Origin of the sequence: Actinospica sp. (assembly GCF_035552695.1) — a bacterium.
In the GTDB taxonomy this organism is placed as follows: Bacteria; Actinomycetota; Actinomycetes; order Streptomycetales; family Catenulisporaceae; genus Actinospica.
The window spans coordinates 1-22,625 of record NZ_DASZKT010000018.1; the positions used below are offsets into that span (position 1 = coordinate 1).

26 protein-coding genes and 3 tRNA genes are annotated in these 22,625 nt (G+C 69.4%); 24 read left to right on the plus strand and 5 right to left on the minus strand.

Annotation, left to right across the window (positions count from 1 at the left end; translation table 11 throughout):
- A partial coding sequence (locus tag VG296_RS03070) for an RDD family protein (RefSeq protein WP_325562812.1) occupies positions 1-480 on the plus strand: 480 nt, incomplete at its 5' end.
- Positions 481-582: 102 nt separating this feature from the next.
- On the opposite strand, the gene VG296_RS03075 is transcribed toward VG296_RS03070, so the two are convergent.
- Both VG296_RS03075 and VG296_RS03080 read right to left on the minus strand, forming a co-directional pair.
- Positions 583-1,077 (minus strand): isochorismatase family protein, encoded by a 495-nt coding sequence (locus VG296_RS03075; RefSeq protein ID WP_325562814.1) that lies wholly within the window; start codon positions 1,075-1,077, stop codon positions 583-585.
- Between the two features lie 4 nt (positions 1,078-1,081).
- On the minus strand, positions 1,082-2,386 hold the full coding sequence (locus VG296_RS03080) for a nicotinate phosphoribosyltransferase (protein WP_325562816.1): 1,305 nt from the start codon (positions 2,384-2,386) through the stop codon (positions 1,082-1,084).
- A gap of 71 nt (positions 2,387-2,457) precedes the next feature.
- Between VG296_RS03080 and clpS the strand changes: the two genes are divergently transcribed.
- From clpS to VG296_RS03150, 15 genes are all read left to right on the plus strand, one after another.
- The gene (clpS, locus tag VG296_RS03085) at positions 2,458-2,754 is read left to right on the plus strand and encodes an ATP-dependent Clp protease adapter ClpS (RefSeq protein ID WP_325562818.1); all 297 of its coding nucleotides are present in this window, start codon (positions 2,458-2,460) and stop codon (positions 2,752-2,754) included.
- 35 nt (positions 2,755-2,789) lie between these two features.
- Positions 2,790-3,359: a DUF2017 domain-containing protein gene (locus VG296_RS03090; RefSeq protein ID WP_325562820.1), complete on the plus strand. Its 570-nt coding sequence runs from the start codon at positions 2,790-2,792 to the stop codon at positions 3,357-3,359.
- Between the two features lie 145 nt (positions 3,360-3,504).
- A complete protein-coding gene (locus tag VG296_RS03095; protein WP_325562822.1) occupies positions 3,505-3,930 on the plus strand; it encodes a M67 family metallopeptidase in 426 nt (141 codons plus the stop codon).
- The gene (locus VG296_RS03100) at positions 3,927-5,231 is read left to right on the plus strand and encodes a glycosyltransferase family 87 protein (protein ID WP_325562823.1); all 1,305 of its coding nucleotides are present in this window, start codon (positions 3,927-3,929) and stop codon (positions 5,229-5,231) included. Before VG296_RS03095 ends, VG296_RS03100 begins: the two co-directional genes overlap by 4 nt.
- Before the next feature lie 43 nt (positions 5,232-5,274).
- Positions 5,275-6,810, plus strand: a complete 1,536-nt coding sequence (locus tag VG296_RS03105; protein ID WP_325562825.1) for a hypothetical protein — start codon at positions 5,275-5,277, stop codon at positions 6,808-6,810.
- Positions 6,811-6,871: 61 nt separating this feature from the next.
- Positions 6,872-6,955: a putative leader peptide gene (locus VG296_RS32690; RefSeq protein ID WP_349259442.1), complete on the plus strand. Its 84-nt coding sequence runs from the start codon at positions 6,872-6,874 to the stop codon at positions 6,953-6,955.
- 63 nt (positions 6,956-7,018) lie between these two features.
- A complete protein-coding gene (locus VG296_RS03110) occupies positions 7,019-7,297 on the plus strand; it encodes a MoaD/ThiS family protein (RefSeq protein ID WP_325562827.1) in 279 nt (92 codons plus the stop codon).
- 11 nt (positions 7,298-7,308) lie between these two features.
- Positions 7,309-8,256, plus strand: coding sequence for a cysteine synthase (locus VG296_RS03115; protein WP_325562829.1), 948 nt, complete (start codon positions 7,309-7,311; stop codon positions 8,254-8,256).
- 82 nt (positions 8,257-8,338) lie between these two features.
- Entirely contained in the window at positions 8,339-9,145 is an 807-nt protein-coding gene (gene murI / locus VG296_RS03120; RefSeq protein ID WP_325562831.1) for a glutamate racemase, read from the plus strand.
- Entirely contained in the window at positions 9,142-9,894 is a 753-nt protein-coding gene (gene rph / locus VG296_RS03125) for a ribonuclease PH (protein WP_325562833.1), read from the plus strand. The genes murI and rph overlap by 4 nt, the downstream gene beginning before the upstream one ends.
- Complete coding sequence (gene rdgB / locus VG296_RS03130) at positions 9,891-10,520, plus strand: RdgB/HAM1 family non-canonical purine NTP pyrophosphatase (RefSeq protein WP_325562835.1); 630 nt, start codon at positions 9,891-9,893, stop codon at positions 10,518-10,520. Before rph ends, rdgB begins: the two co-directional genes overlap by 4 nt.
- Before the next feature lie 239 nt (positions 10,521-10,759).
- The gene (locus VG296_RS03135) at positions 10,760-12,034 is read left to right on the plus strand and encodes an extracellular solute-binding protein (protein ID WP_325562837.1); all 1,275 of its coding nucleotides are present in this window, start codon (positions 10,760-10,762) and stop codon (positions 12,032-12,034) included.
- 129 nt (positions 12,035-12,163) lie between these two features.
- Complete coding sequence (locus tag VG296_RS03140) at positions 12,164-13,144, plus strand: sugar ABC transporter permease (RefSeq protein WP_325562839.1); 981 nt, start codon at positions 12,164-12,166, stop codon at positions 13,142-13,144.
- Between the two features lie 3 nt (positions 13,145-13,147).
- Complete coding sequence (locus VG296_RS03145) at positions 13,148-14,026, plus strand: carbohydrate ABC transporter permease (RefSeq protein WP_325562841.1); 879 nt, start codon at positions 13,148-13,150, stop codon at positions 14,024-14,026.
- Between the two features lie 153 nt (positions 14,027-14,179).
- Positions 14,180-14,263: transfer RNA gene (locus VG296_RS03150), tRNA-Leu, on the plus strand.
- 4 nt (positions 14,264-14,267) lie between these two features.
- Here VG296_RS03150 and VG296_RS03155 read toward each other — a convergent pair.
- The 3 genes from VG296_RS03155 to VG296_RS03165 all read right to left on the minus strand — a co-directional run bounded on the left by VG296_RS03155 (position 14,268) and on the right by VG296_RS03165 (position 17,635).
- Positions 14,268-15,155, minus strand: a complete 888-nt coding sequence (locus VG296_RS03155; RefSeq protein WP_325562843.1) for an HNH endonuclease signature motif containing protein — start codon at positions 15,153-15,155, stop codon at positions 14,268-14,270.
- Positions 15,156-15,298: 143 nt separating this feature from the next.
- Complete coding sequence (locus VG296_RS03160) at positions 15,299-15,904, minus strand: malonic semialdehyde reductase (RefSeq protein ID WP_325562845.1); 606 nt, start codon at positions 15,902-15,904, stop codon at positions 15,299-15,301.
- 78 nt (positions 15,905-15,982) lie between these two features.
- On the minus strand, positions 15,983-17,635 hold the full coding sequence (locus tag VG296_RS03165; RefSeq protein WP_325562848.1) for a hypothetical protein: 1,653 nt from the start codon (positions 17,633-17,635) through the stop codon (positions 15,983-15,985).
- A gap of 151 nt (positions 17,636-17,786) precedes the next feature.
- Between VG296_RS03165 and VG296_RS03170 the strand changes: the two genes are divergently transcribed.
- The 8 genes from VG296_RS03170 (at position 17,787) to VG296_RS03205 (ending at position 22,617) form a co-directional block, all read left to right on the plus strand.
- Positions 17,787-17,859: transfer RNA gene (locus VG296_RS03170), tRNA-Thr, on the plus strand.
- A 61-nt stretch (positions 17,860-17,920) separates the two neighbouring features.
- Positions 17,921-17,993, plus strand: a tRNA-Met gene (locus VG296_RS03175).
- A gap of 143 nt (positions 17,994-18,136) precedes the next feature.
- Positions 18,137-18,301, plus strand: a complete 165-nt coding sequence (gene rpmG, locus VG296_RS03180) for a 50S ribosomal protein L33 (RefSeq protein ID WP_325562850.1) — start codon at positions 18,137-18,139, stop codon at positions 18,299-18,301.
- Positions 18,302-18,425: 124 nt separating this feature from the next.
- Positions 18,426-18,899 carry a MaoC family dehydratase N-terminal domain-containing protein gene (locus tag VG296_RS03185; protein WP_325562852.1) on the plus strand — a complete coding sequence of 158 codons (474 nt, stop codon included), beginning with the start codon at positions 18,426-18,428 and terminating at the stop codon, positions 18,897-18,899.
- Complete coding sequence (locus VG296_RS03190; RefSeq protein WP_349259439.1) at positions 18,896-19,327, plus strand: MaoC family dehydratase; 432 nt, start codon at positions 18,896-18,898, stop codon at positions 19,325-19,327. The genes VG296_RS03185 and VG296_RS03190 overlap by 4 nt, the downstream gene beginning before the upstream one ends.
- Positions 19,324-20,418: a UDP-N-acetylmuramate dehydrogenase gene (locus VG296_RS03195; RefSeq protein ID WP_325562854.1), complete on the plus strand. Its 1,095-nt coding sequence runs from the start codon at positions 19,324-19,326 to the stop codon at positions 20,416-20,418. The genes VG296_RS03190 and VG296_RS03195 overlap by 4 nt, the downstream gene beginning before the upstream one ends.
- Before the next feature lie 62 nt (positions 20,419-20,480).
- Complete coding sequence (locus VG296_RS03200; protein WP_325562856.1) at positions 20,481-21,047, plus strand: TetR/AcrR family transcriptional regulator; 567 nt, start codon at positions 20,481-20,483, stop codon at positions 21,045-21,047.
- A 97-nt stretch (positions 21,048-21,144) separates the two neighbouring features.
- The gene (locus VG296_RS03205; RefSeq protein ID WP_325562858.1) at positions 21,145-22,617 is read left to right on the plus strand and encodes a DHA2 family efflux MFS transporter permease subunit; all 1,473 of its coding nucleotides are present in this window, start codon (positions 21,145-21,147) and stop codon (positions 22,615-22,617) included.
- Positions 22,618-22,625: the final 8 nt, after the last annotated feature.

A 22,625-nucleotide genomic window follows, 5' to 3' on the forward strand; every position in this document is an offset into this window, starting at 1 on the left:
ACACCCGGCTCGCGCTTCCTGGGCCGCATCATCGACATCGGCATCGCCGCGATCTTCTCGGCGCCGATCACCGTGACCCTGCTGCTGATAGCGCACCGGCACGACCACCAGTACGTGCTCAAGCTGGACTCGCAGGCCACCACGACCTACACCACGCTCGGCATGGACGGGATCGGCATCGCGATGTGGGCGGGCGCGCTGCTCGCCTTCCTGGTCGTCTCGATCATCTACGAGGGCTACCGGCTCGGGCGCGGCGGGCAGACCTTCGGCAAGCGGCTCGCCGGGGTGCGCGTCGTGAAGCTGGCCGACGGCAACCCGCTCGGCCGCGGCGGGGCCGGGATCCGCAGGGCACTGCTCTTCTGGGTGTTCGCGATCATCCCGGTCGTGGACGTGCTGACGCTCGGCGGCGTGCTCTGGGGACGGCCGTACCGGCAGGGCGTGCACGAGCGCGCGACCTCGACCGTCACCGTCAAGGTCTGATGGGCGAGGTCTGATAGCGAGGTCTGATACGCGTCGACGGGCCCGCATGCGACACCCTCGTTCCAGGGGTCGTATGCGGGCCCGTCGCCCGTCCGGTCCCGGCTAGCCCGGGTTGACCGCCGCGCTCATCTCCAGCAGCACGCGGGTGGCGAAGCCGAGCGTCTCGGCGTCCTTCGCGGTCGCCGCCACGCAGAAGTCCGTGGCCAGCCCGCACACGTCCACCTCGGTCACCCCGCGCGCCCGCAGCCACTGCTCGAGGCTCTGCCCGGACCCGGACGCGTCCACCCCCTCGAAGCCGGAGTACGCCGCCGCGTGCTCGCCCTTGCGGAACTCGGCATCGAACGGCAGGTCGGCGACGGCAGGGTGGAAGTCCGCGCCCTCCGTCCCGACCCTGCAGTGCACCGGCCACTCGCCGAAGTGCTCGCCCGGGTCCACGTGGTAGTCCCGGGTCGCGACCACGTAGTCGGCGCCGCCCCCGTCCTCGTCGAGCACGTACTCGCGCACCTTCGCCGCGACCGCGTTACCGCCGGTCACCGCGAGCGAGCCGCCCTCACAGAAGTCCTTCTGCACGTCCACCACGATCAGTGCCTTGGCCATCGTGTCAGTCCACCTTCGTGTAGACCGTGGGGATCACCGCGTCCCCACGGGACAACTGGGTCGCCGAGACCGGCAGCTGGGCCAGGCTGTCCTGGTGCAGCCGCCGTCCCTCGGCCAGATTCTGTCGTTCCACCACGTCGCCGTCCACGACCAGCGGGGTGATCAGCGGGCGGCCGAGCGAGGGGTCCGGATGCGTCGTGATGATCTCCTCGGTGGCCACGCCGTCCTCGTCGATCCGCCGGTAGGCCCACTTGCGGCCGCCGATGCTCGGCTTGCCGGTGGACCGCTTCGCCACCGGCAGCAGCGGCGCCTTCGGGTCGGCCGACTCCGCGCGGGCCACCAGCTTGTAGACCATGGACGAGGTCGGCGCGCCGCTGCCGGTCACCAGCTGGGTGCCCACCCCGTACGAGTCCACCGGGGCGGCGGCCAGCGCCGCGATCGCGTACTCGTCCAGGTCGCTGGTCACCACGATCTTCGTGTTGCGGGCGCCGAGCTCGTCGAGCTGCTTGCGCACCCGGTGCGCCATCCACAGCAGGTCGCCGGAGTCCAGCCGCACCGCGCCGAGATCGGGCCCGGCCACCTCCACGGCCACCCGTACCGCCTCGGCCACGTCGTACGTGTCGACCAGCAGCGTCGTGCCCTTGCCGAGGGCCGCCACCTGCGTCTGGAAGGCCTCCCGCTCGCTGTCGTGCACCAGGGTGAACGCGTGCGCCGCGGTGCCGACCGTGGGCACGCCGTAGCGGAACCTGGACTCCAGGTTCGAGGTCGCGGAGAAGCCGGCCAGGTACGCCGCCCGGGCGCTGGCCACCGCGGCCTCCTCGTGGGTGCGCCGCGAGCCCATCTCGATGCACGGGCGCCCGGCCGCCGCCGAGACCATCCGGGAGGCCGCCGCGGCGATCGCCGAGTCGTGGTTGAGGATGGACAGCACCAGCGTCTCGAGCAGCACGCACTCGGCGAAGCCGCCCTCCACCGTGAGGATCGGCGAGCCGGGGAAGTAGCACTCGCCCTCCCGGTAGCCGCTGATCGAGCCGCGGAAGCGGTAGTCGGCCAGCCAGTCCAGCGTGGCCCGGTCCACCACCGCGGCCCGCTCGAGGAACTCGAGCTGCTCCGCCGTGAAGCGGAACTCCTCCACCGCCTCGATGACCCGTCCGGTGCCCGCCACGACGCCGTACCTGCGTCCGTCCGGCAGCCGACGGGTGAACACTTCGAACACCGACCGCCGCCCGGCCGCGCCGCTGCGCAGCGCGCCCTGCAGCATGGTCAGCTCGTAGTGATCGGTGAGCAGGGCCGGGGTACTTATCGTCACCATGACGCTAAGGGTACCGCATAACAGGGACCTCGGCATGTGAGCGCCGTCTCAAAGAGTGCGACGATAGGACCGTGAGCACTGCGCCCATTGAATTGGAACAGCCGGAAATCGCCGACGCGGACCCGCTGCGGTCCGCGGACCGGCCCTGGACCACGGTCGTCTGGAACGACCCCGTCAACCTGATGAGCTATGTCAGCTACGTCTTCCAGACGTATTTCGGATATCCGCGGACGAGGGCGGAGAAGCTGATGATGGACGTGCATCAGCGCGGCAAGGCGGCGGTGTCCACCGGGTCCCGCGAGGAGATGGAACGCGACGTGGCCGCCATGCACGGCTATGGTCTTTGGGCCACGCTGCAACACGACTGACGCCGCGTCACTCGCCGACCCTGAGAGAACCCGCCTTGAGCTTCACGTTTCGCGCCGGCCCGAACCGTACCGTCCAGGCCAACCTGGAGGCGGTGGAGGCAGAGTTGCTCGCCTACCTCTTCGGACAGCTGCTCGACCTGCTCGGTCCGGCCGAGGAGCGGGCGAGCAGCGCTGACCCGCTGGCCATAGAGCTCGGCCTGGCCGACCTCGCCGCCGAGCCCGAGGAGGTGGCGCCGCCGGACGATCCGGCGCTGGCCCGGCTGTTCCCGGACGCGTACCGGGAGGACGAGCAGGCCGCGGCCGAGTTCCGCCGGTTCACCGAGGGCGAGCTGCGGGCCGGCAAGCGCGGCCGGGCGCAGTGCGCGCTGGAGAGCCTGCCGGAGGACAAGGGCGGCCGCTTCGACCTCGACGAGGAGCAGGCGCAGTGCTGGCTCGGCACGCTCAACGACCTGCGGCTGGTGCTCGGCTCCCGCTTCGGGCTGACCGACGACGGCCAGGAACCCGGCGCCGAACTGGGCCAGGACGACCCGCTGCGCGCCTACGTCCCCGCCTACCACTACCTGGGCTACCTGCAGGAGACGCTGCTGGAGGCGCTGCCCCGCTGAGCGCCCGCGGCGTCCGTGTCAGCGCCCGCCGGGTCCGTGTGAGCGCGCGCTCAGCGGTTCCGGTTACCCTTTTCCTGTGCTGACCACAGGGTCAGCACAGGCGATCGGTGACGCCTTGGTGAGTTTGACCGGTTACCCTTTTCCCGTGCTGACCATAGGACAGGCGATCCGTGCCGCCATCATCGACCATGCCCGCCGCGACCATCCCGACGAGGCCTGCGGGATCGTCGCCGGGCCGCTCGGCTCGGATCGGCCCGAGCGGTTCATCCCGATGATCAACGCGGAGCACTCCCCGACCTTCTACAGCCTGGACTCGGCCGAGAAGCTCAAGGTCTTCCGCGAGATGGACGACCGGGACGAGGAGCCGGTGGTCATCTACCACTCGCACACGGCCACCGAGGCCTACCCCTCGCGCACCGACGTGGCCAACGCCGACTACGGAACCGCCCACTTCGTCCTCGTCTCCACCCGGGACACCGACGGCCTCGGCGAGTTCCAGTTCCGCTCCTTCCGGATCATCGACGGCGTGGTCTCCGAGGAGGAGATCAAGGTAGTGGACGCCTCAGAATGAGCCTTCTCGTCGTCGCCGAACCGCGGTACCGGCGCGCCCTGCTGGCGTGGCTGGTCACCCGGCTGCTGCTCATGCTGATGGCGACGACGGTCATTCCCTGGTTCTCGCACGGCGCGGTGCTGGGCGATGTGAAGATCTACAACGGCTGGGCCCGCATCCTGGAGCACGGCAGCTATCCCGTGCACGACAACCGATGGCAGTACCCGCCCGCCGCCGCGCTGATCTTCCTGGCCCCGCTGCTGGTCACCCACTTCGGCGCCAGCTACCTGGTCACCTTCTTCTTCCTGGCCCTGCTCGCCGACCTGGCCGTCTTCCTGCTGCTGCTCGGCCACGCGCACCGGAACGCGGCGGCCGACGGCGCGGACGCGCACCTGACCGGGGTGTGGGTGTGGGTCGTCGGCGGCTTCGCGATCGGCCCGCTGCTGCTGATGCGCTACGACGTGATCGTCACCGCGCTGGCCGTGGCCGGGCTGGTCCTGCCGGCCCGCTCGGTGAAGCTGCGCTGGTCGGCGCGCGGCGCGCTGCTCGGGCTCGGCACGATCATCAAGGTCTGGCCGGGCGCGCTGATCCTCGGGCTGCCGCCGAAGGGTCCCGGCCGGCGCGCCGTCGCCTGGGCGGTCGGCACCGCGCTGGTCCTCACCGCGATCCTCTCGCTGTCCATGACCGGCGCCCTGTCCTTCCTGTCCGGCCAGTCCAACCGCGGCATCGAGGTCGAGTCCGTGCTCGCCTCCGTGTTCATGTTCCTGCACTGGTTCGGCTACCCGGCCAAGGTCGCGATGAGCTACGGCTCCTTCCAGATCTCCGGACCCGGGATCTCCGCCGTCGCCTCCTTCGCCGAACTGCTCACCGTGGTCGGCGTGGGCATCGTGCTGTGGTGGCGGCTGATGCGCTTCCGGCCACGCTGCTGGACCCCGGGCCTGATGTACGACACGGCGTTCACCGTCGTGCTGGTGCTCGTCGTCACCAGCCGGGTGCTCAGCCCGCAGTACCTGATCTGGCTGCTCGGCCTGGCCGCGCTGGTACTGACCGAGAACGGCCCGATGCGCCGCGGTACGGTGATGGCCAGGCCGGCCTGCCTCGTCGTGTTCTGCGTGCTGATCACCCAGGTCGAGTTCCCGCTGCTGTTCGGCGAGGTCATGGGCGGCCAGTTCTGGGGGACGATGGTGGTGGCGGCGCGCAACCTGATCCTGGTGGTCGCCTGCGTGCAGGCGCTGCGCCGGCTCTGGCAGGCCGGCGCCCGCGAGCCGCAGGAGTTCGCGGAACCGGTAAAGACCGCGGCCTCGGTGACACACACGAGCTGACTTGGCACTAGCATCGCCACGGGGAAGAGCAGGACGAGGAACAGTGACGAAGCCGATAAGCGCAGGCGGGGGCCCCGGGGCCGTCGTCGTCGGCGGACCCGGCGACAACGGCCGGTCCGCGGACGAGCCACGCCCCGCCGAGGGCCCGGGCGGCCCGGTCTCGCGCGGGCTCGAACTCGTCTACAAGCTCGCGAACTCCAAGCTCGCCACCCCGCGCAGCGCGATCATCATCTCGCTGGTCGGGCTCGGGCTGATCATGGTGGTCGGCATCTTCTCGCCGAACTACAACACGCTCTACCGCGTGCCGTTCATCGAGAACAGCAAGACCGGCGTCAGGACCGGGATCGTCTACATCGTGCTGCCGCTCTCCGGGCATCTCGGCCATCTGCCCGACTGGACCTCGATCGCCCTGACCTGGACCGCGATCGTCATGCAGTGCGTGGGCCTGGCCGGACTGCTGTGGGCCAACAGCCGCGGCTGGCGGCCCAACCCGCGGCACCTGTTCCTGGTCGCCTGCGCGATCGTCGCCATCATGGTGTTCGTCACACCGGTCGGCTCCTCGGACACCACCAGCTACGCCGCGTACGGCCGAATGGCGAACCTCGGCATCGATCCGTACAACAACGGCCCGGGACAGCTCGGCCCCTCCGACCTGTACACGATGACCGTCGGCCAGATGTGGCGGAACACGCCCTCGGTCTACGGCCCGCTGGCCACCTGGCTGCAGCAGCTCGCCGCGCTGTTCGGCGGCAGCTCCAACCCGGCCGCCGCCGTGTCCTTCCTGATGATCATGAACGGGCTGGTCTTCCTCGGCGTCGGCTACTTCCTGCTGCGCACCGCCGACGACCCGGTACGCGCCAGCCTGATGTGGGTGGCCAACCCGGTGCTGATCCAGCAGCTCGTCGGGGGCGGCCACCTGGACACGTACGTCGCCGCGGCCAGCGTCGTCGGCGTCCAGCTCGCCCGCAGCCGGACGAGCGGCTGGCGCTACCTGTGGGTCGGCGCGGCGATCGGCACCGGCTGCTGCTTCAAGATCACCGCGGGCCTGGCCGGCGTCGCCGTCGGCTGGGTGCTGCTCAACCGGCGCGAATGGGCGAACCTGCTGCGGCTGGCGGTCGGCGGGCTCGGCACGGTCGTGTTCTTCTACTCCTTCTTCGGCATGCACGCCTTCAAACAGGTGCTGCAGGCCTCCAGCCTGGTGGCCACGCCCTCGCCCTGGCGCGCCTTCCAGCTCACCGTCGAATGGGTGTTCGGCCTGTTCGGCGCGCAGTCCACCGGCCAGCGGGTGTCCACCGATATCATCTCGATCAGCTGGCCGATCCTGATGGTGCTGATCGCGTACGCGATCTACCGGAAATTCGGCGCTGACCAGCCGGCCGTGGTGACCGTGCCCTTCGCGCTCTGCTTCGCCTGGATCCTGGTCGCGCCCTGGTCGCTGCCCTGGTACGCCGCGGTCGCCTGGGTGATCCTCGCGCTGGTGCCGCGCAACCCGATGACCCGCTGGCTCACCCTGACCACCGCCTATCTGGCGCTGATGCACTGCTCCGGCGGTGGACCGGCCACCTGGGCCAACAACTGAGACGCCCCGGGGCCCTTACAGCGGGAATCGGTAGAATGGGCGCATGCGTTCCCCCGATGTGATGACGGCCCATGACCCGAGTGCGCTGCTCGTGGCGCGCCGCCACGTCGACCTTGGCCGCCTGGCCAGCGCGCTGTGTCGCTGACATCCGCATCGCTGACGACCCCCAACCACCGGGCGAGAACGCCCCGACTTCCCAGGAGCCTCCATGGCCGTCCAGGTCTCCATCCCGACCATCCTGCGCAGCTACACCGACGGCGCCAAGCGCGTCGAGGGCAGCGGCCAGACCCTCAAGGACCTCATCTCCGACCTCGACGTCCGGCACCCCGGCCTCGGCGACCGGCTGCTGGACGCGGGCCAGCTGCGCCGCTTCGTGAACGTGTACAAGAACGACGAGGACGTGCGCTTCCTCGGCGGCCTGGACACCGAGCTGACCGACGGCGACAACGTCACCGTGCTGCCGGCCGTCGCCGGCGGCATGCGCTGACCCCAGACGCCATGCGCTACGACTCGCTGCTCGACTCGCTCGGCCACACCCCGCTGGTCGGGCTGCCGACGCTGTCCCCGTCCGAGAACGTGCGGATCTGGGCCAAGCTGGAGGACCGCAACCCGACCGGCTCCATCAAGGACCGGCCCGCGCTCGCCATGGTCGAGCAGGCCGAGCGGGACGGGCGGCTGAGCCCGGGCTGCACGATCCTCGAGCCGACCAGCGGCAACACCGGCATCGCGCTGGCCATGGCCGCCAAGCTCAAGGGCTACAAGCTGATCTGCGTCATGCCGGAGAACACCTCGGCCGAGCGGCGCCAGCTGCTGCGCATGTGGGGCGCCGAGATCGTGCCCTCGCCCGCGGCCGGCGGCTCCAACGAGGCGGTCCGGGTGGCCAAGCGGCTCGCGGAGCAGAACCCCGAATGGGTGCTGCTCTACCAGTACGGCAACCCGGCCAACGCCGGCGCGCACTACGCGGGCACCGGCCCGGAGATCCTCGCCGACCTGCCCACCATCACCCACTTCGTGGCCGGCCTGGGCACCACCGGCACGCTCATGGGCGTGGGCCGCTACCTGCGCGAGAAGGTCCCCGGCATCGAGATCGTGGCGGCCGAGCCCCGCTATGACGACCTCATCTACGGCCTGCGCAACCTCGACGAGGGCTTCGTCCCGGAGATCTACGACGAGTCGGTCCTGACGACCCGTTACTCCGTCGCGTCCGCCGACGCGCTGCGGCGTACCAGGGAGCTGCTGACCACCGAGGGCATCTTCGCGGGCATCTCCACCGGCTGCGCGCTGCACGCCGCGATCGGCATCGCGACCAAGGTACACAAGGCCGGCGGCACTGCGGACATCGCCTTCGTCGTCGCGGACGGCGGCTGGAAGTACCTGTCGACAGGCGCCTACGAGGGAACCCTGGACGAGGCCGAGGACCGCCTGTCGGGGCAACTATGGGCCTGACGTACGAGGGCACCCTGTGTCTATTCCAGGCCGAGGACAGGCTGTCAGGCCAGCTCTGGGCCTGATGTTCTATCGTTCTCGAGTGGCGAACTCACCGATCGGGATCTTTGACAGCGGCTACGGCGGACTGACCGTGGCCAGGGCCCTGCTGGATCAGTTGCCGCACGAGCCGGTCTTCTACCTCGGTGACACGGCCCGGGCCCCCTACGGCCCGCGGCCGATCGCCGAGGTGCGCAAATACTCCCTCGAATGCCTCGACCAGCTGGTCGAGCACGGGGTGAAGATGCTGGTGATCGCGTGCAACTCGGCCAGTTCCGCGATGCTCAGGGACGCGCGTGAGCGCTATTCGGTGCCGGTCGTCGAGGTGATCCATCCGGCCGCCCGGCGCGCCGTGGCCGCCACCCGCAACGGCCGCATCGGCGTCATCTCCACGATGGCGACCATGACCTCCCGCGCGTACGACGACGCGCTCGCCGCCGTCCCCAACGTGACCCTCACCAGCCAGGCCTGCCCGCGCTTCGTCGAGTTCGTCGAGGACGGCGTCACCGGCGGCGAGGAGCTGATCAAGGCCGCGCACGAGTACCTCGACCCGGTCGCGGCGGCCGAAGTGGACACGCTGATCCTCGGCTGCACCCACTATCCACTGCTCACCGGCGTGATCTCGTACGTGATGGGCGAGGATGTGACGCTGATCTCCAGCGCCGAGGAGACCGCCAAGGACGTCTACCGGGAGCTCGCCGTACGCGGCCTGATGCGCGACGAGACCCTCGCCGCGCCGGTGCACGAATTCCGCACCACCGGCGATCCGGAGCGCTTCCGGGAGATCGGCAGGCGTTTCCTCGGTCCGGAGCTGAGCGACGTCGCCCGGGCCGTTACGCTCGACGCATGACCTCCTCCCCGACCCCAGAGAACGCGGCGCGAGTCGACGGACGCACCGCCGACCAACTGCGCCCCGTCACCATCACCCGCAACTGGCTGGACCACGCGGAGGGCTCGGTCCTCGTCGAGTTCGGGCGAACCAGGGTGCTGTGTGCGGCTTCGGTAACAGAAGGCGTGCCGCGCTGGCGCAAGGGTTCCGGCCTCGGCTGGGTCACCGCCGAGTACGCGATGCTGCCGCGGGCCACCCACGACCGCTCCGACCGCGAGTCCGTCAAGGGCCGCATCGGCGGCCGCACACACGAGATCTCCCGGCTGATCGGCCGGGCCGTGCGCGCGGTGGTGGACTACAAGGCCCTCGGCGAGAACACGATCGTGCTGGACTGCGACGTGCTGCAGGCCGACGGCGGCACCCGCACCGCCGCGATCACCGGCGCGTACGTCGCGCTCGAGGACGCGGTGAGCTGGCTGCGCGCGCGCGGCGCGATCAAGGGCAAGCACGAGCCGCTGAGCGGTTCGGTGTGCGCGGTCTCGGTGGGCATCATCGACGGCAAGCCGATGCTCGACCTCTGCTATGAGGAGGACGTGCGTGCGGAAACCGACATGAACGTGGTGTGCACCGGGGACGGCAAGTTCGTCGAGGTGCAGGGCACGGCCGAGGGCGCGCCGTTCGACCGGAGCGAGCTGGGCAACCTGCTGGACCTGGCCGAGCTCGGCTGCCGCGAGCTGACGCTGCTGCAGAACAAGGCCCTGGGCCGGTGAGCGACGCGGTGCCGAAGCACGAGCCGCGGCGCGTCGTCCTGGCCACCCGCAACGCCCACAAGATCGGCGAGCTGCGCGCGATCCTCGCCGACCTCGGGGTGGACGTGGACCTCGTCGGCGTGACCGACTACCCCGACGTGCCGGACGTGGCCGAGACCGAGCTCACCTTCGCGGGCAACGCGATGCTCAAGGCGGCGGCCGTGGCCGAGGCGACCGGCCTGCCGGCGATCGCCGACGACTCCGGCATCTGCGTCGACGCCCTCAACGGCATGCCCGGCATCTTCTCCGCACGCTGGGCCGGCAAGCACGGCGCCGACGCGGCCAACCTGGATCTGCTGCTGGCACAGGTCTCCGACGTGCCCGACGAGCACCGCGGCGCCGCGTTCGTCTGCGCCGCCGCGCTGGCCGAGCCAGGGCCCGACGGCGCCCGGGTGGTCGAGGAGGGCCGGATCGAGGGCGTCCTGCTGCGCGAGCGGCACGGTGCGGGCGGCTTCGGCTACGACCCGATCTTCCGGCCGGACGGCTACGACGTGAGCACCGCGGAGCTGCCCGCCGAGGAGAAGAACCGGATCTCGCACCGGCGCCGCGCCTTCGCCGCGCTCGCCCCGCATCTGGTTCTCAGCTGACGTTCGGCACTGACAAACCGTCAGCAAGGGCCGACCGCCCCGAACCTCCGGTCAGCCTTTTGTCGTAGTTTGCCCCAGTACCGCCGGTGATCAAGTCACGACGCCGTGCAGCTGAGATTACGATTAGATAACTGGTCTATACCTGGGCTTCCCCTGGTATAGACCAGCCCGGACCGCCGCGCCTACATTGTGCCCACTCCTCGAACAGAGCGTGTCCTGGCAATGAAAGGCATTAGGCAATGAAGCATCGCCTCGCAGCCGCGGCAGCCCTCGGTCTGTCAGCCGCCCTAGCACTGTCCGCATGCAGCTCCTCCTCCAAGTCGTCCGGTTCCGGGTCATCATCCGGCGCCCAGGTCACCCTGCACTTCTTCGGCGCCGACTACGGAACGGCCGGGACGTCGAACTCCACCCAGACCTACTGGCAGAACATCGCCACGGCGTTCCACGCCAAGTACCCGAACGTCACGGTGGACATCCAGACGATCGACTGGAACGACTTCCCGAACAAGCTGCACACGCTGCTGCAGTCGAAGAACTACCCGGACATCATCGAGGGCGACGCCCCGCAGTCGTACGCGCAGGAGGGGATCGCTTACAAGGCCTCCGACGTGCTGAGCCAGTCCACGCTCAGCAACCTGATCCCGACCTTCGCCAAGCAGGGCGACTACCAGGGCACCGAGTACGGCATCCCGTTCACCACCAGCACCCGGGCCCTGTACTACAACACCAAGCTGTTCAAGGCGGCCGGCATCAGCGCCCCGCCGACCACGTGGGCCGAGCTGCAGACCGACGCTGGCAAGCTCGCCAAGCTCGGTAACAGCACCATCGGCTACGGCATGCCCCTCGGCACCGAGGAGGCCCAGGCCGAGTCCTTCATGTGGATGCTCGGCGCCGGCGGCGGCTACGTGAACAGCGGCGGCACCTACACGATCAACTCGGCCGCCAACGTCACCGCGTTCAACGAGATGAACGCCCTGGTCAAGGCCGGCGACACCGAGGCCAACCCGGGCACCGTGAACCGCGCCACCATGTGGTCCGACTTCGCGGCCGGCCAGGTCGGTATGGTCGGCGGCTCCCCGGCCGTGGTCCCGATCATCCAGACCGCCGGCAAGCTGACCTCCTCCGACTGGGCCACCGCGCCCTTCCCGGGTCAGAGCGGCACCGTGACCAACCCGCTCGGCGTCGACGACCAGATCGTCGCGCTGAACACGCACAACGACCAGAGCTCGATCCAGGAGTTCCTGAACTTCGCCTACCAGGACTCGTACCAGGCGCAGTTCGACAAGCTGTACGACCTGCTCCCGGCGACCACCTCGGCCGCCAACGCCGAGGAGAACGACCCGATCTTCGGCGCGTTCGTCAAGGCCATCCCGACCTCCTCGGCCTACCCGACGAACGCCAACTGGTCCGACGTCGGCACCAAGATCAAGCAGACGATCGGCGCCGCTGTGGACGGCACTTCGCCGAGCACCGTGCTCGGCCAGATCCAGTCGTTCGCGAGTAGCGGCCAGTAGTCTCGCGGCCCGCACTGCCGCTGAGATGATGCCGCCCCCGATCCCGGCCCGCACCCGGGATCGGGGGCCGGCTCGCACCCGGCACGACCGCTCGACCGCATGACGGCGCCTGAAGGAAGAGAACTGACCATGCAGGAAACCGTGGACAACCCGCCGGCTGCCACGGCCCCGGCCGCGGCGTCGACGCAGGCCGGCGCCGCGAGGACCATCCGCCCGTCCTTCGGCCGGCGCGCGCGGCGCGCCCTGGCCCCGCTGCCCTGGCTCGCCCCGGCGCTCGCGCTGATCGCGTTCGTCGTGCTCTGGCCGGTCTGGGAGATGTTCACCACCTCCCGGGAGCACATCAACTCGTACGGCTTCGACCTCGGCGCCTACGGCTGGAAGAACTACACGACGCTGTTCTCCGACCCGAACCTCGGCTCGGTGATGGCCCGTACCGTGCTGTGGACCTTCGCGATCGTCGCCATCACGGTGCTGATCTCGCTCGCGCTGGCCCAGCTGCTCAACCGCGGCTTCCCCGGCCGCCGCGTGGTCCGCTGGGCGCTGATCGCGCCGTGGGCCGCCTCGGTGATGATGACCGCCATCGTCTTCCGCTGGATGCTCGACCCCAACAACGGCGTCGTCAACGTGTTCCTGCACCAGATCGGCGTCGTCAAGAACTTCAACGGCAGCCAGGCCTCCTGGCTCGGCAACCCCACCGACGCGCTCTGGTGGATGATCGCCGTGGCGGTTTTCGTCTCCGTCCCGTTCACCACGTACGCGCTGCTCGCCGGACTCACCTCCATCCCGACCGACGTCTACGAGGCGGCGCGGATGGACGGCGCGAGCAAGTGGCTCACGTACCGCCGCATCACCTTCCCGCTGCTGCGCCCGGCCCTGCTGGTCGCGATACTCATCAACCTGATGAACGTGTTCAACTCGTTCCCGATCATCTGGACGATGACCGGCGGCGGGCCGGACTACCAGACCAGTACCAGCACCGTGTACATGTACGCGCTCAAGCAGTTCAACATCGGCCAGTCCGGCGCGCTGTCCGTGGTGAACTTCGGCGTGGTCATCCTGATCGTCCTCGTCTTCCTGCGGGCCAACCGCAGCGCCCTGAAGGAAGGCTGATCCATGGCCGCCGTCACCGCCGCCGCAGCGCCCTCGCAGGACCGCGCCAAGCGCATCCGCCGCCGCAAGCCGCCGACCTTCCGCACGGTGCTCCTCTGCGCCGCCGCGTACCTGGTCGCCCTCATCTTCGTGCTGCCGTATCTGGAGATGATCGTCACCGCCCTGCGCCCGCAGGCGGAACTGCGGGACCGGGACTACCTCCCGCACCACATCACGTTCTCGAACTTCACGAACATCTGGTCCACCGGCCTCGGCACGAACCTGGCCGTCAGCCTGGAGATCTCCATCGGCGCCACCGTGCTGGTGCTCCTGGTCGCCATCCCCGCCGCGTACTACACGTCGCGAAGGAAGTTCCGCGGCCGCGGCGTGTTCCTGCTCCTGGTGCTGGTCACCCAGATGTTCCAGCCGACGTCCCTGATCGTCGGCATCTACCAGGAGTTCACCAACACGGTCCACCTGAGCTCCACCTTCGCGCTGATCCTGGTGAACGCCGGCTTCAACCTCGCCTTCGCGATCTGGATCCTGAACGCCTACTTCGGCGCGATCCCCAAGGAGCTCGAAGAGGCCGCGATGGTCGACGGCACCAGCCGCATCGGCGCCATGTTCCGGGTGATCATCCCCCTGGCGCTGCCCGGCATCGTCACGGCCCTGATCTTCACCTTCATCGCCGCCTGGAACGAGTTCATCACCGCCCTGACGCTGACCAACACCGACTCCAGCGAGCCCCTGACCGTGAAGATGAACACCTTCATCGGCCAGTACTCCACCGACTGGCAGCACCTCTTCGCCGGCTCCGTGATCGCCACCATCCCGGTGATCATCCTGTTCGCCTTCATCGAGGGCAAGGTGGTCTCCGGCCTCACCGCAGGCTCGGTGAAGTAGCGGCGGCGGTGCGGGGCCGCACGGCTTCCAGCGCCGCGCGCCCCGGTCCGCTCGTCGCCTGCGGGTCGGTGGGATCGGTCGTTTGGGGGCGCGGAGGTCACCCGAGGCGCGACAGGTGCGGCCGCTCGGCGCGTTGCGCTAGGATTTTCGCAGGCGGGAGTGGCGGAATGCAGACGCGCTGGGTTTAGGTCCCAGTATTCAGAGATGGATGTGTGGGTTCGAATCCCATCTCCCGCACTCACTAAGCGGTTCCTGTGCTCTTCTTGCGGCAATATGTGCTCGTTGTCGCATGGCAGTTCGGGCATAGGAACCGTAGATTCTCGCGGCGGTTGTCCCGGTAGTCGCCGTTGATGTGGTCGACCTCCAAGGTCAGCGGCTTGCCGTGCCACCACCCGTCGAGTCCACATTCCGTGCACCTGACCGGCGCTCCGCTCGCGGCCAGGGCGCGTCGAAGCCGTGCGCCCGAGACTCTGCGGTCCGTCTCACTCCGGCATAGCACGGTGGCCGGGTCGAGCGTGCGCGAGGTTCGCGACCTCGACGCAGCCCACGAGGGCCGGACGAAATGACCGGTGTCGACATTGTGCTCTGACAGGGCTTTGCGAAGCCGACGCCAGTCCGCGGAATTCTCCGGGTCGAGCGCGAGGCGGCGCATCATCTCGGCGCGGCTCGTACATCGCTGGGCGAGATCGTGCAGTGTTCCGGGATCGAGGCCTGGGCGCTGGTAGCCGAGTCGGCCGGTGCTCAGCCCGTGGCTCGCGAGTTGTCCGACGATATGGCGCCTGCTCCTCGCGGTCACCGGAAGGTCCAGGTGCCTTGCGAGGTCGGCGAGGCTCCGGCTGTCGGCCAACGCGTTGGCCAACTCGTCCCGCGCGAAGGTCGGTAGAGGTTCCGGCGGAGGTCGGAGCGAGGTGAAGTGCGAGACGTCGACGCCCAGGTCCTTGATGCGCCGCGCCAAGTGTGTGGCCCCGCCGCCGGTGATGGGTAGCCCGAGGTGTCGAAGCACCCCGTGGTAGCTGGTTGCGGCGCTTGCCGCCTGGGAGAGGGTCTCGTAGGTGTAGATCGTGCCTCGGGGGGCGACCATCTGGTACTCCTCGGTAGAACTGGTGAGCGAGGGCACCAGGGTATGCACGGTCCGACCTGCGGGAGAAGAGCACTGACACAAGTCGTATTGTCATCTGAAACGGGGCCATGGGGAGGGCCGCGCACGCCGCTCGTGGAGGAGTGCGGGGTGCGCGGCCCTGGTTCGGCGGTGGGCCGACGGGGTGGCTCGGGTCAGACGGTGGTGACGACCTTGTCGTGCTCGAGGCGCGGGTTGCGCGGGAACCAGGAGTTCTCGCCGGGGCGGCCGATGTTGACGACGACGAGGGTCTTGTAGCCGGACTCGGAGAAGAACTCCGTGTCGATGCCCTCGGCGTCGAAGCCGGTCATCGGGCCGGCGGCGAGGCCGGCGGCGCGCACGCCGAGGATGAAGTAGCCGACCTGCAGGCTGGCGTTGAGAGACGCGGCGCCGAAGCGGTGATCCTGGCCCTTGAAGACGTCCTGGGCGCCCGGGAAGTGCGGGAACTGGGTGGGCAGGTTCTCGTGGAACTCGGGGTCGTAGGCCAGCACGGCGACCAGCGGGGCGGTCTCGGTCTTCGCCTTGTTGCCGTCGGCCATGTGGGCGACGAGGCGCTCGCGGGCCGCGGGGGTGCGGACCAGCAGGATCCGCAGCGGCTGGATGTTCATCGACGTGGGGGCGTACTTGACCAGGTCGTAGATCGCGGCTACCTGCTCCTCGCTCACCGGCTCGTCGCTGAAGGTGTTCGCGGTGCGGGCCTCGCGGAACAGCAGGTCCTGCGCGTTCTTGTCCAGAACCAGGTGCTCGTGCAGCTCGGTCATCGTTCATCCGTTCTTGGTCGGGGAGAGCTCTCCCAGGGCTCGGGAGAGGGTGTCCATGACGGCCAACCAAGTTGAATCTTAAACTATTCCGCCCGCACCTTTCGACAGGGTGCGGGATGCGCCGGCCACGATCGCCAGGCCCAGGGCCCAGCCCAGATAGGGCAGCAGAAAGGCCACGAAGGCGGCGAAACCGTGCGACTGGAACGCGTCGGTCTGACCGAAGTGCACGATCGGAATGAACAGATCCGCAGCGTAGAGCACCGGATAGAACGTAACGTGATCGCCCGGGTGGATGGCGGTGGGCACCTCGTAGCCGTAGAAGAGGCTCGCGGCCCCCTGAACTGCGAGGGCGATGATCGCGGCGCGGCGCGGCAGGTAACCGTAGCCGAGCGCTGTGCTGGAAATCACACTGCCGAGCCGGGAAAGGCGGTGGAAGCCCTGGTGCCGCACGCGCTCCTTCTCGATCAGGATCTGCCGGGCGGCCTCCTCGTGGCCGAGCGCCCGGTAGTACGCGGCCATGAACTCGTAGGGCTGCGCGGTGTAGCCCGGCTGCCGGCGCAGCAGCTTGACCCGCTCGCCGGCGTCCAGGTACGGGTCGAAGGCCTCGTAGGTGAATCCGTCGAGCGCCACGTCCCGGGGCCACGACTCGACCCCGCCGCTGACGTACCGGCCGTGCTTCGTCCGGCCGTCGCGGACGGTGGCCGCCTTCGCGTAGTACAGCTGCAGCCGGCCCGAGTCGGGGGCCATGCCGAACAGGTCCAGGTGTCCGCCGATCTGAATGCCCGTCAGCCGCACGATGCCGTCGGCGCGGAATCCGTCGCCGATGTACAGGCCGCGCGCCACGGTGACGGCGTTGGCCACCAGCGCTGCCCATTCGGGGACCGGGGCGGTCAGCGCGGCCCCCTTGAAGGAGAGCCGCCCGCCGAACTTCGCACCGGTCAGGTCGATCTGGCCGGCGGCGGTGAGCTCGTCGAACAGCGCGTCGCCGCCGGTCGTGATCGAGTCGCCGGTGATGGACTGATGCGCGAAGTGCCCGTCGGTCGGCGGGTGGCTGAGCGTGCAGCCGGTCAGGGTGAGCAGGCCGCCGACCGAGAGCCCGGGCATCCGGAGATGCCCCTCGACGGTGGCGTTGCTGAAGTAGAGGCTGCTTCCGACGGTCATGCCGCCGAGGTTGATCGCGACGTCGCCCGGATATCGCAGCTCGGCGGCGTTGAGCACGAGCGCCGAGCCGACGCGGGTGTTGATCAGTGTGATTCTTCCCGAGCAGCGCAGCCGGGTGCAGCGCAGATCGGTCTCCACGGTCAGCAGTTCGAGCAGTGCCGCGTCTTCGCCGCCGTCGGTTATCTCGACGCGGTTCAACTTGAAGGAGCCGCGTATCTGCGCGCCGGTCGCGGACAGCCGGGTCAGATGACTGCCCGTCAGGTCGATGGACTTGGTGATCGACTCCTCCAACCGCACCGAGTCGGTGAACGTGCAGTTCAGCATCGTCAGCGGGACGTCGATGGTGCCGTGCCGCAGGTCCAGCTCGCCGACCACCCGGGCGCCGCGTATTCGGACGCCGGCGATGCGGCCCGGGGTGCCGGCCACGGCGCCCAGCGCGAGCGCCGCGACGAGCTCCGCGCGCACTTCCTCGCCGTACCAGTACTCGACCTGGCGGCCGTGGCCGAAGGCCACCCAGAGCCGCTCCTCGGCGTCGGTGAGGGTGCCGAGCCAGTCCGGTCCATCAGTCATGGGGGTCATCCTGGCAGGTCGTGAGCTTGGATTCCCGGCTACCTCGGCGTACGGCGGAAACTCGATTTCACTGTGGTGGTCGCGCCGTGTATGGTTTTCCACGCAGCGACCAAAGCACGGAGTCCGCGCGGCACCGGGCGGTGGAGGCGCTGCCCCTTTAGCTCAGTCGGCAGAGCGTCTCCATGGTAAGGAGAAGGTCTACGGTTCGATTCCGTAAAGGGGCTCTTGGTTGACGGCCCGCCCGTGACGTGAACGAGCGTCGCCCGGCGGGCCTTCGTCGATCATGGCGGTGTAGCTCAGTTGGCAGAGCAAGCGGCTCATAATCGCTGTGTCACCGGTTCAAGTCCGGTCACCGCTACCGAACGTGCAATACCCCTGTATCCCCGGCCGACCGAGGTTCTGTCTGGTATGGGGTAAAGTGTTGGGGTCCGTTTATCGGTCTACGTCCGCTCGGACGAAGACCCCGCAGCAGCTACCGATTTGGCAGTAGGAGTCGTACTCGTGGCAGCCACAGACGTCCGTCCCAAGATCACGCTGGCTTGCACCGAGTGCAAGGAGCGCAACTACATCACCAAGAAGAACCGGCGCAACGACCCGGACCGTCTTGAGATGAAGAAGCACTGCCCGCGTTGCAACAAGCACACCCCGCATCGCGAGACCCGCTGAGCCAGCGGCGCAGAACGTCCAGGGCCGCCCACCCCGCCTCGGGGAGGGCGGCCCTCGCCGTCTCGACACCCGGCGCCGCTATGCTCGAGCGCGGACCCCTGACGGAAGTAGATTGAGGTTTTCCATGGCCTTGGACCAGTCCTTCGTCGGCCGGACCTATCCGCCGACTCCCGCCTACGAGGTCGGCCGGGAGAAGATCCGGGAGTTCGCGGAGGCGATCGGCGACCCGAACCCGGCGTACCGCGACCCCGAGGCGGCCAAGGCGCTCGGGCACCCGGACGTCGTCGCGCCGCCGACCTTCCCGATCGTGATCTCGATGCCGGCCGCGGACCAGGTGGTGTACGACCCGGCGCTCGGCCTCGACTGGTCCCGGGTGGTGCACGGCGACCAGCGGTTCAACCACGAGCGGCCGATGCGCCCGGGCGACCGGGTGGAGGCCGTGGTCACGGTGGACTCCATCAAGACCTTCGCGGGCAACGACATGATCACCCTGGTGACCGTGATGAGCACGGTGGAGGGCGAGCTGATCAGCACCGCCCGCGCCCTGCTCGTCGCCCGGGCCGAGTCCGCCGACGAGAAGAGCGAGGGCCGGTCGTGACGGAGACTCAGACCTCGGCCTCGCCCTTCGCGGTGGGCACCGAACTGCCCGCGGCGAGCTTCCCGATCACCCGCAAGGACCTGGTGCGCTACGCCGGGGCCTCCGGGGACTTCAACGACATCCACTGGAACGGCCGCTTCGCGGTCGGGGTGGGTCTGCCGGACGTGATCGCGCACGGCATGTACACGATGGCGGTGGCCGGACGGGTGCTCACCGACTGGATCGGCGACCCGGCCGCGGTCGAGGAGTACTTCGTGCGCTTCTCCAAGCCGGTGGTCGTGCCGGACGACGGCGTGGGCGCGCTGGTCGAGGTGACCGGCAAGGTGACCAAGGCGCTGGACGGCGGCCGGGTGCAGGTGGACCTCACCGTCGTGAGCACCGGCCAGAAGGTGCTCGGCAAGGCCATCGCGGTGGTGCGGATCCCGTGAACGGCACCGTGGGTTCCGCGGCCGGCGAGGGCAGCGGCGGCGGCTGGCGGCACGGCGTGCAGCTCGCCGGACTGACCACGCTGCGGCTCGGCGGTCCGGCCGGGCACTACTTCGAGGCCGACTCCGAGCAGACGCTGATCGCGGCGGTCAAGGACGCCGAGGGCCACGGCGAGCCGCTGCTGATCCTGGGCGGCGGATCGAACCTGGTGGTGGCGGACGAGGGCTACCCGGGCAGCGTGGTCAAGGTCGCCCTGCGCGGGGTGACGGCGCGGGACGGGCTGCTGTCGGTGGCCGCGGGCGAGGACTGGGACGAGGTCGTGGCGCGCTCGGTGGCCGAGGGGCTGGCCGGGATCGAGTGCCTGTCCGGCATCCCGGGCCTGGCCGGGGCGACGCCGATCCAGAACGTCGGCGCGTACGGCCAGGACGTGAGCCAGACCGTCGTGATGGTGGACGCCTACGACCGCGCGACCGGGACGATGACCGTGCTCGACCGCGCCGACTGCCGCTTCTCCTACCGGCACAGCGCCTTCAAGGGCAACGCGCGCTACGTGGTGACCGCCGTGCACTTCCAACTGGAGGACCTCGGCGGCCTGTCGAAGCCGGTGATGTTCCGGGACGTGGCCGACGCGCTCGGTGTCGAGATCGGCGGCCAGGCGCCGCTCGCCGGGGTGCGTGAGGCGGTGCTGGCGCAGCGCAGGCGGCGCGGGATGCTGCTGGACGAGGCCGACCACGACACGTGGAGCGCCGGATCCTTCTTCACCAACCCGATTCTGACGGCGGATCAGCACGCCGGGTTCGACCGGCGCTGCGCCGCGGCCGGGCTGGAAGCGCGGCCGACCGCGTACCCGGAGGCGGACGGCCGGGTGAAGATCTCCGCGGCCTGGCTGATCGAGCACGCGGGCTTCGGCAAGGGCTACGGCTCCGGCCCGGTCACGCTGTCCACGAAGCACACCCTCGCGCTCACCAACCGCGGCGGCGCCACCACCGGCGACCTGCTGAAACTGGCCACCGAGGTGCGCGACGGGGTGGCCGCGCGGTTCGGCGTGACGCTGGTTCCCGAACCGGTTCTCGCGGTGCCCTTGACTTGGTAGTTATCAGTCACTAACTTGGCTTTCACCGGCACCGGTCGGCGGGAGCGGAAGGAGTCGCGGCCATGAGCCCGCGGATGGCGATGGAGGAGCGTCGGGAGCTGGTGCTCCGCGAGGCGATCCCGGTCTTCGCCCGCTACGGCTTCGAGGGCGCGACCACCGCCGAGATCGCCAAGCGGGCCGGGGTCGCCCAGCCGTACATCTTCAAGCTCTTCGACTCGAAGAAGGCCCTGTTCATCGCGGCCTGCGAGCGCAACATGCGGACCACGCAGCGGCAGATGCAGGACTCGGCGGGCGGCAAGACCGGCCACGAGGCGCTCGAGGCGATGGGTGAGGCGTACGTCGAGCGGATGGAGAACGACCGGGACTCGCTGCTGATGCAGATGCAGCAGTACGCGGCGTGCTGGGACGAGGACATCCAGCGGACCGTGCGGCACTGCATGCAGAACCTCTGGAACATGGTCGTCGACGTCACCAAGGTGCCGGTGGAGGAGATCGCCCTCTTCTTCGCCAAGGGGATGATGTGCAACGTCATGGCCGCGGCCGGTCGTTCGGACGGCAACGACCCGCAGTGGCTCCCGGTGCTGATGGCCCTGTGGCCGGAGAAGTTCCACCTGCCCAACGGGCAGTAGGGCGAGGATCGGCGCGAAGGCGCCCGCACGGTCGGGCGTCCTTCTTTTTGACCTGCGAAGTTAGTGACTGATAACTATTTTTAAGGGGACGAGCACGATGACCGAATCGACATTGGCCGCGGACGCGGGGACGTCCCGGGCCGCGGAGACAGCGACGGCGGACGCCGAGCCGGCGACGATCGGCCACCCGATCCGCACCTTCATCATCGTGGGCACGGCGATGTTCATGGCGCAGCTCGACAATCTCGTCGTCACCTCGGCGCTGCCCTCGATCCAGAAGGCGCTGCACGCCGGACTCTCCGGGCTGCAGTGGACCATCTCCGCGTACACGCTCACCTTCGCCGTCTTCCTGCTCACCGGCGCCACGCTGGGCGACCGGTACGGCCGCAAGCGGCTGTTCGGCATCGGGCTCACGGTGTTCACCCTCGGCTCGGTCGGCTCGGCGCTGGCCCCGAATATCGGAACCCTGATCGCCGCGCGCGCGTTGCAGGGGCTCGGCGGCGCGATCATGGTGCCGCTCACGCTGACCCTGCTGTCCGCCGCGGTCCGCCCGGAGCGCCGCGGACTCGCGATCGGCGGCTGGGGCGCGCTGGCCGGAGTGGCCGTGGCGCTCGGGCCGGTGATCGGCGGCGGCATCACCGAGGCCGCGTCCTGGCAGTGGATCTTCTGGGTCAACGTCCCGCTCGGCATCGTGCTGCTGCCGCTGTCCCGGTTCTGGCTCAGCGAGTCGCGCGGCCCGGCCCGGCGGCTGGACGTGCCCGGCAACGTGCTGGTCAGCCTGGGCCTGTTCGGTGTCGTCTACGGACTGATCCGCGGCGGCCAGATCGGCTGGACCAGGCCCGAGGTGCTCGCCGGCTTCGTGCTCGGCGCCTTCCTGCTCGCCGGGTTCCTGGCCTGGGAGGCGCGCACCGAGCAGCCGATGCTGCCGCTCGGCCTGTTCCGCGGACGGCAGTTCACGCTGGTCAACCTGGCCTCGATGCTGATGTTCTTCGGCATGTTCGGCTCGGTGTTCTTCCTGATCCAGCTCTTCCAGGACGTCTACGGGATGTCCCCGCTGGCCGCCGGGGTGCACGCGCTGCCGTGGACGGCCATTCCGATGGTCGCCGCCCCGATCGCCGGGGCGCTGTCCGACCGGATCGGCGGCCGGGTCATCGTCGGGATCGGACTGCTCTTCCAGGCGGCCGGTCTCGCCCTGATCGCCGCGGTGACCACCACGACCATGCCCTACTCGGACGTGATCCCCGGCCTGGTGCTCGGCGGGATCGGCAACGGCCTGTTCTTCGCCCCCATCGCCAACCTCGTGCTCGGCTCGGTGCGCCGCGACCAGGAGGGCCTGGCCTCCGGGGTGAACAACGCGATCCGCGAGTTCGGCGGGGTGCTCGGGGTGGCCGTGATGGGCGCGATCTTCGCGGCCCGCGGCGGCTACGGGCCGACCGCGACGCTCAGCGCCCAGCAGCATTTCGTCAATGGCGTGATCCCCGCCGTGTACACCGGAGCCGTCGTGCTGCTGGTCGCCTCGGCCACCATCTGGGCCCTGCCGCGGCGCGCCCGGATTCCGTCCGTGTCCTAAGCCATTCG

Bases quoted from the DNA above. Each gene is read 5' to 3' on its own strand.
- VG296_RS03075 (WP_325562814.1), bottom strand. From the start codon at position 1,077: ATGGCCAAGGCACTGATCGTGGTGGACGTGCAGAAGGACTTCTGTGAG.
- VG296_RS03080 (WP_325562816.1), bottom strand. From the start codon at position 2,386: ATGGTGACGATAAGTACCCCGGCCCTGCTCACCGATCACTACGAGCTG.
- VG296_RS03100 (WP_325562823.1), top strand. From the start codon at position 3,927: ATGAGCCTTCTCGTCGTCGCCGAACCGCGGTACCGGCGCGCCCTGCTG.
- VG296_RS32690 (WP_349259442.1), top strand. From the start codon at position 6,872: ATGACGGCCCATGACCCGAGTGCGCTGCTCGTGGCGCGCCGCCACGTC.
- VG296_RS03110 (WP_325562827.1), top strand. From the start codon at position 7,019: ATGGCCGTCCAGGTCTCCATCCCGACCATCCTGCGCAGCTACACCGAC.
- VG296_RS03115 (WP_325562829.1), top strand. From the start codon at position 7,309: ATGCGCTACGACTCGCTGCTCGACTCGCTCGGCCACACCCCGCTGGTC.
- rph (WP_325562833.1), top strand. From the start codon at position 9,142: ATGACCTCCTCCCCGACCCCAGAGAACGCGGCGCGAGTCGACGGACGC.
- VG296_RS03135 (WP_325562837.1), top strand. From the start codon at position 10,760: ATGAAGCATCGCCTCGCAGCCGCGGCAGCCCTCGGTCTGTCAGCCGCC.
- VG296_RS03140 (WP_325562839.1), top strand. From the start codon at position 12,164: ATGCAGGAAACCGTGGACAACCCGCCGGCTGCCACGGCCCCGGCCGCG.
- VG296_RS03145 (WP_325562841.1), top strand. From the start codon at position 13,148: ATGGCCGCCGTCACCGCCGCCGCAGCGCCCTCGCAGGACCGCGCCAAG.
- VG296_RS03160 (WP_325562845.1), bottom strand. From the start codon at position 15,904: ATGACCGAGCTGCACGAGCACCTGGTTCTGGACAAGAACGCGCAGGAC.
- VG296_RS03165 (WP_325562848.1), bottom strand. From the start codon at position 17,635: ATGACTGATGGACCGGACTGGCTCGGCACCCTCACCGACGCCGAGGAG.
- VG296_RS03185 (WP_325562852.1), top strand. From the start codon at position 18,426: ATGGCCTTGGACCAGTCCTTCGTCGGCCGGACCTATCCGCCGACTCCC.
- VG296_RS03200 (WP_325562856.1), top strand. From the start codon at position 20,481: ATGAGCCCGCGGATGGCGATGGAGGAGCGTCGGGAGCTGGTGCTCCGC.
- VG296_RS03205 (WP_325562858.1), top strand. From the start codon at position 21,145: ATGACCGAATCGACATTGGCCGCGGACGCGGGGACGTCCCGGGCCGCG.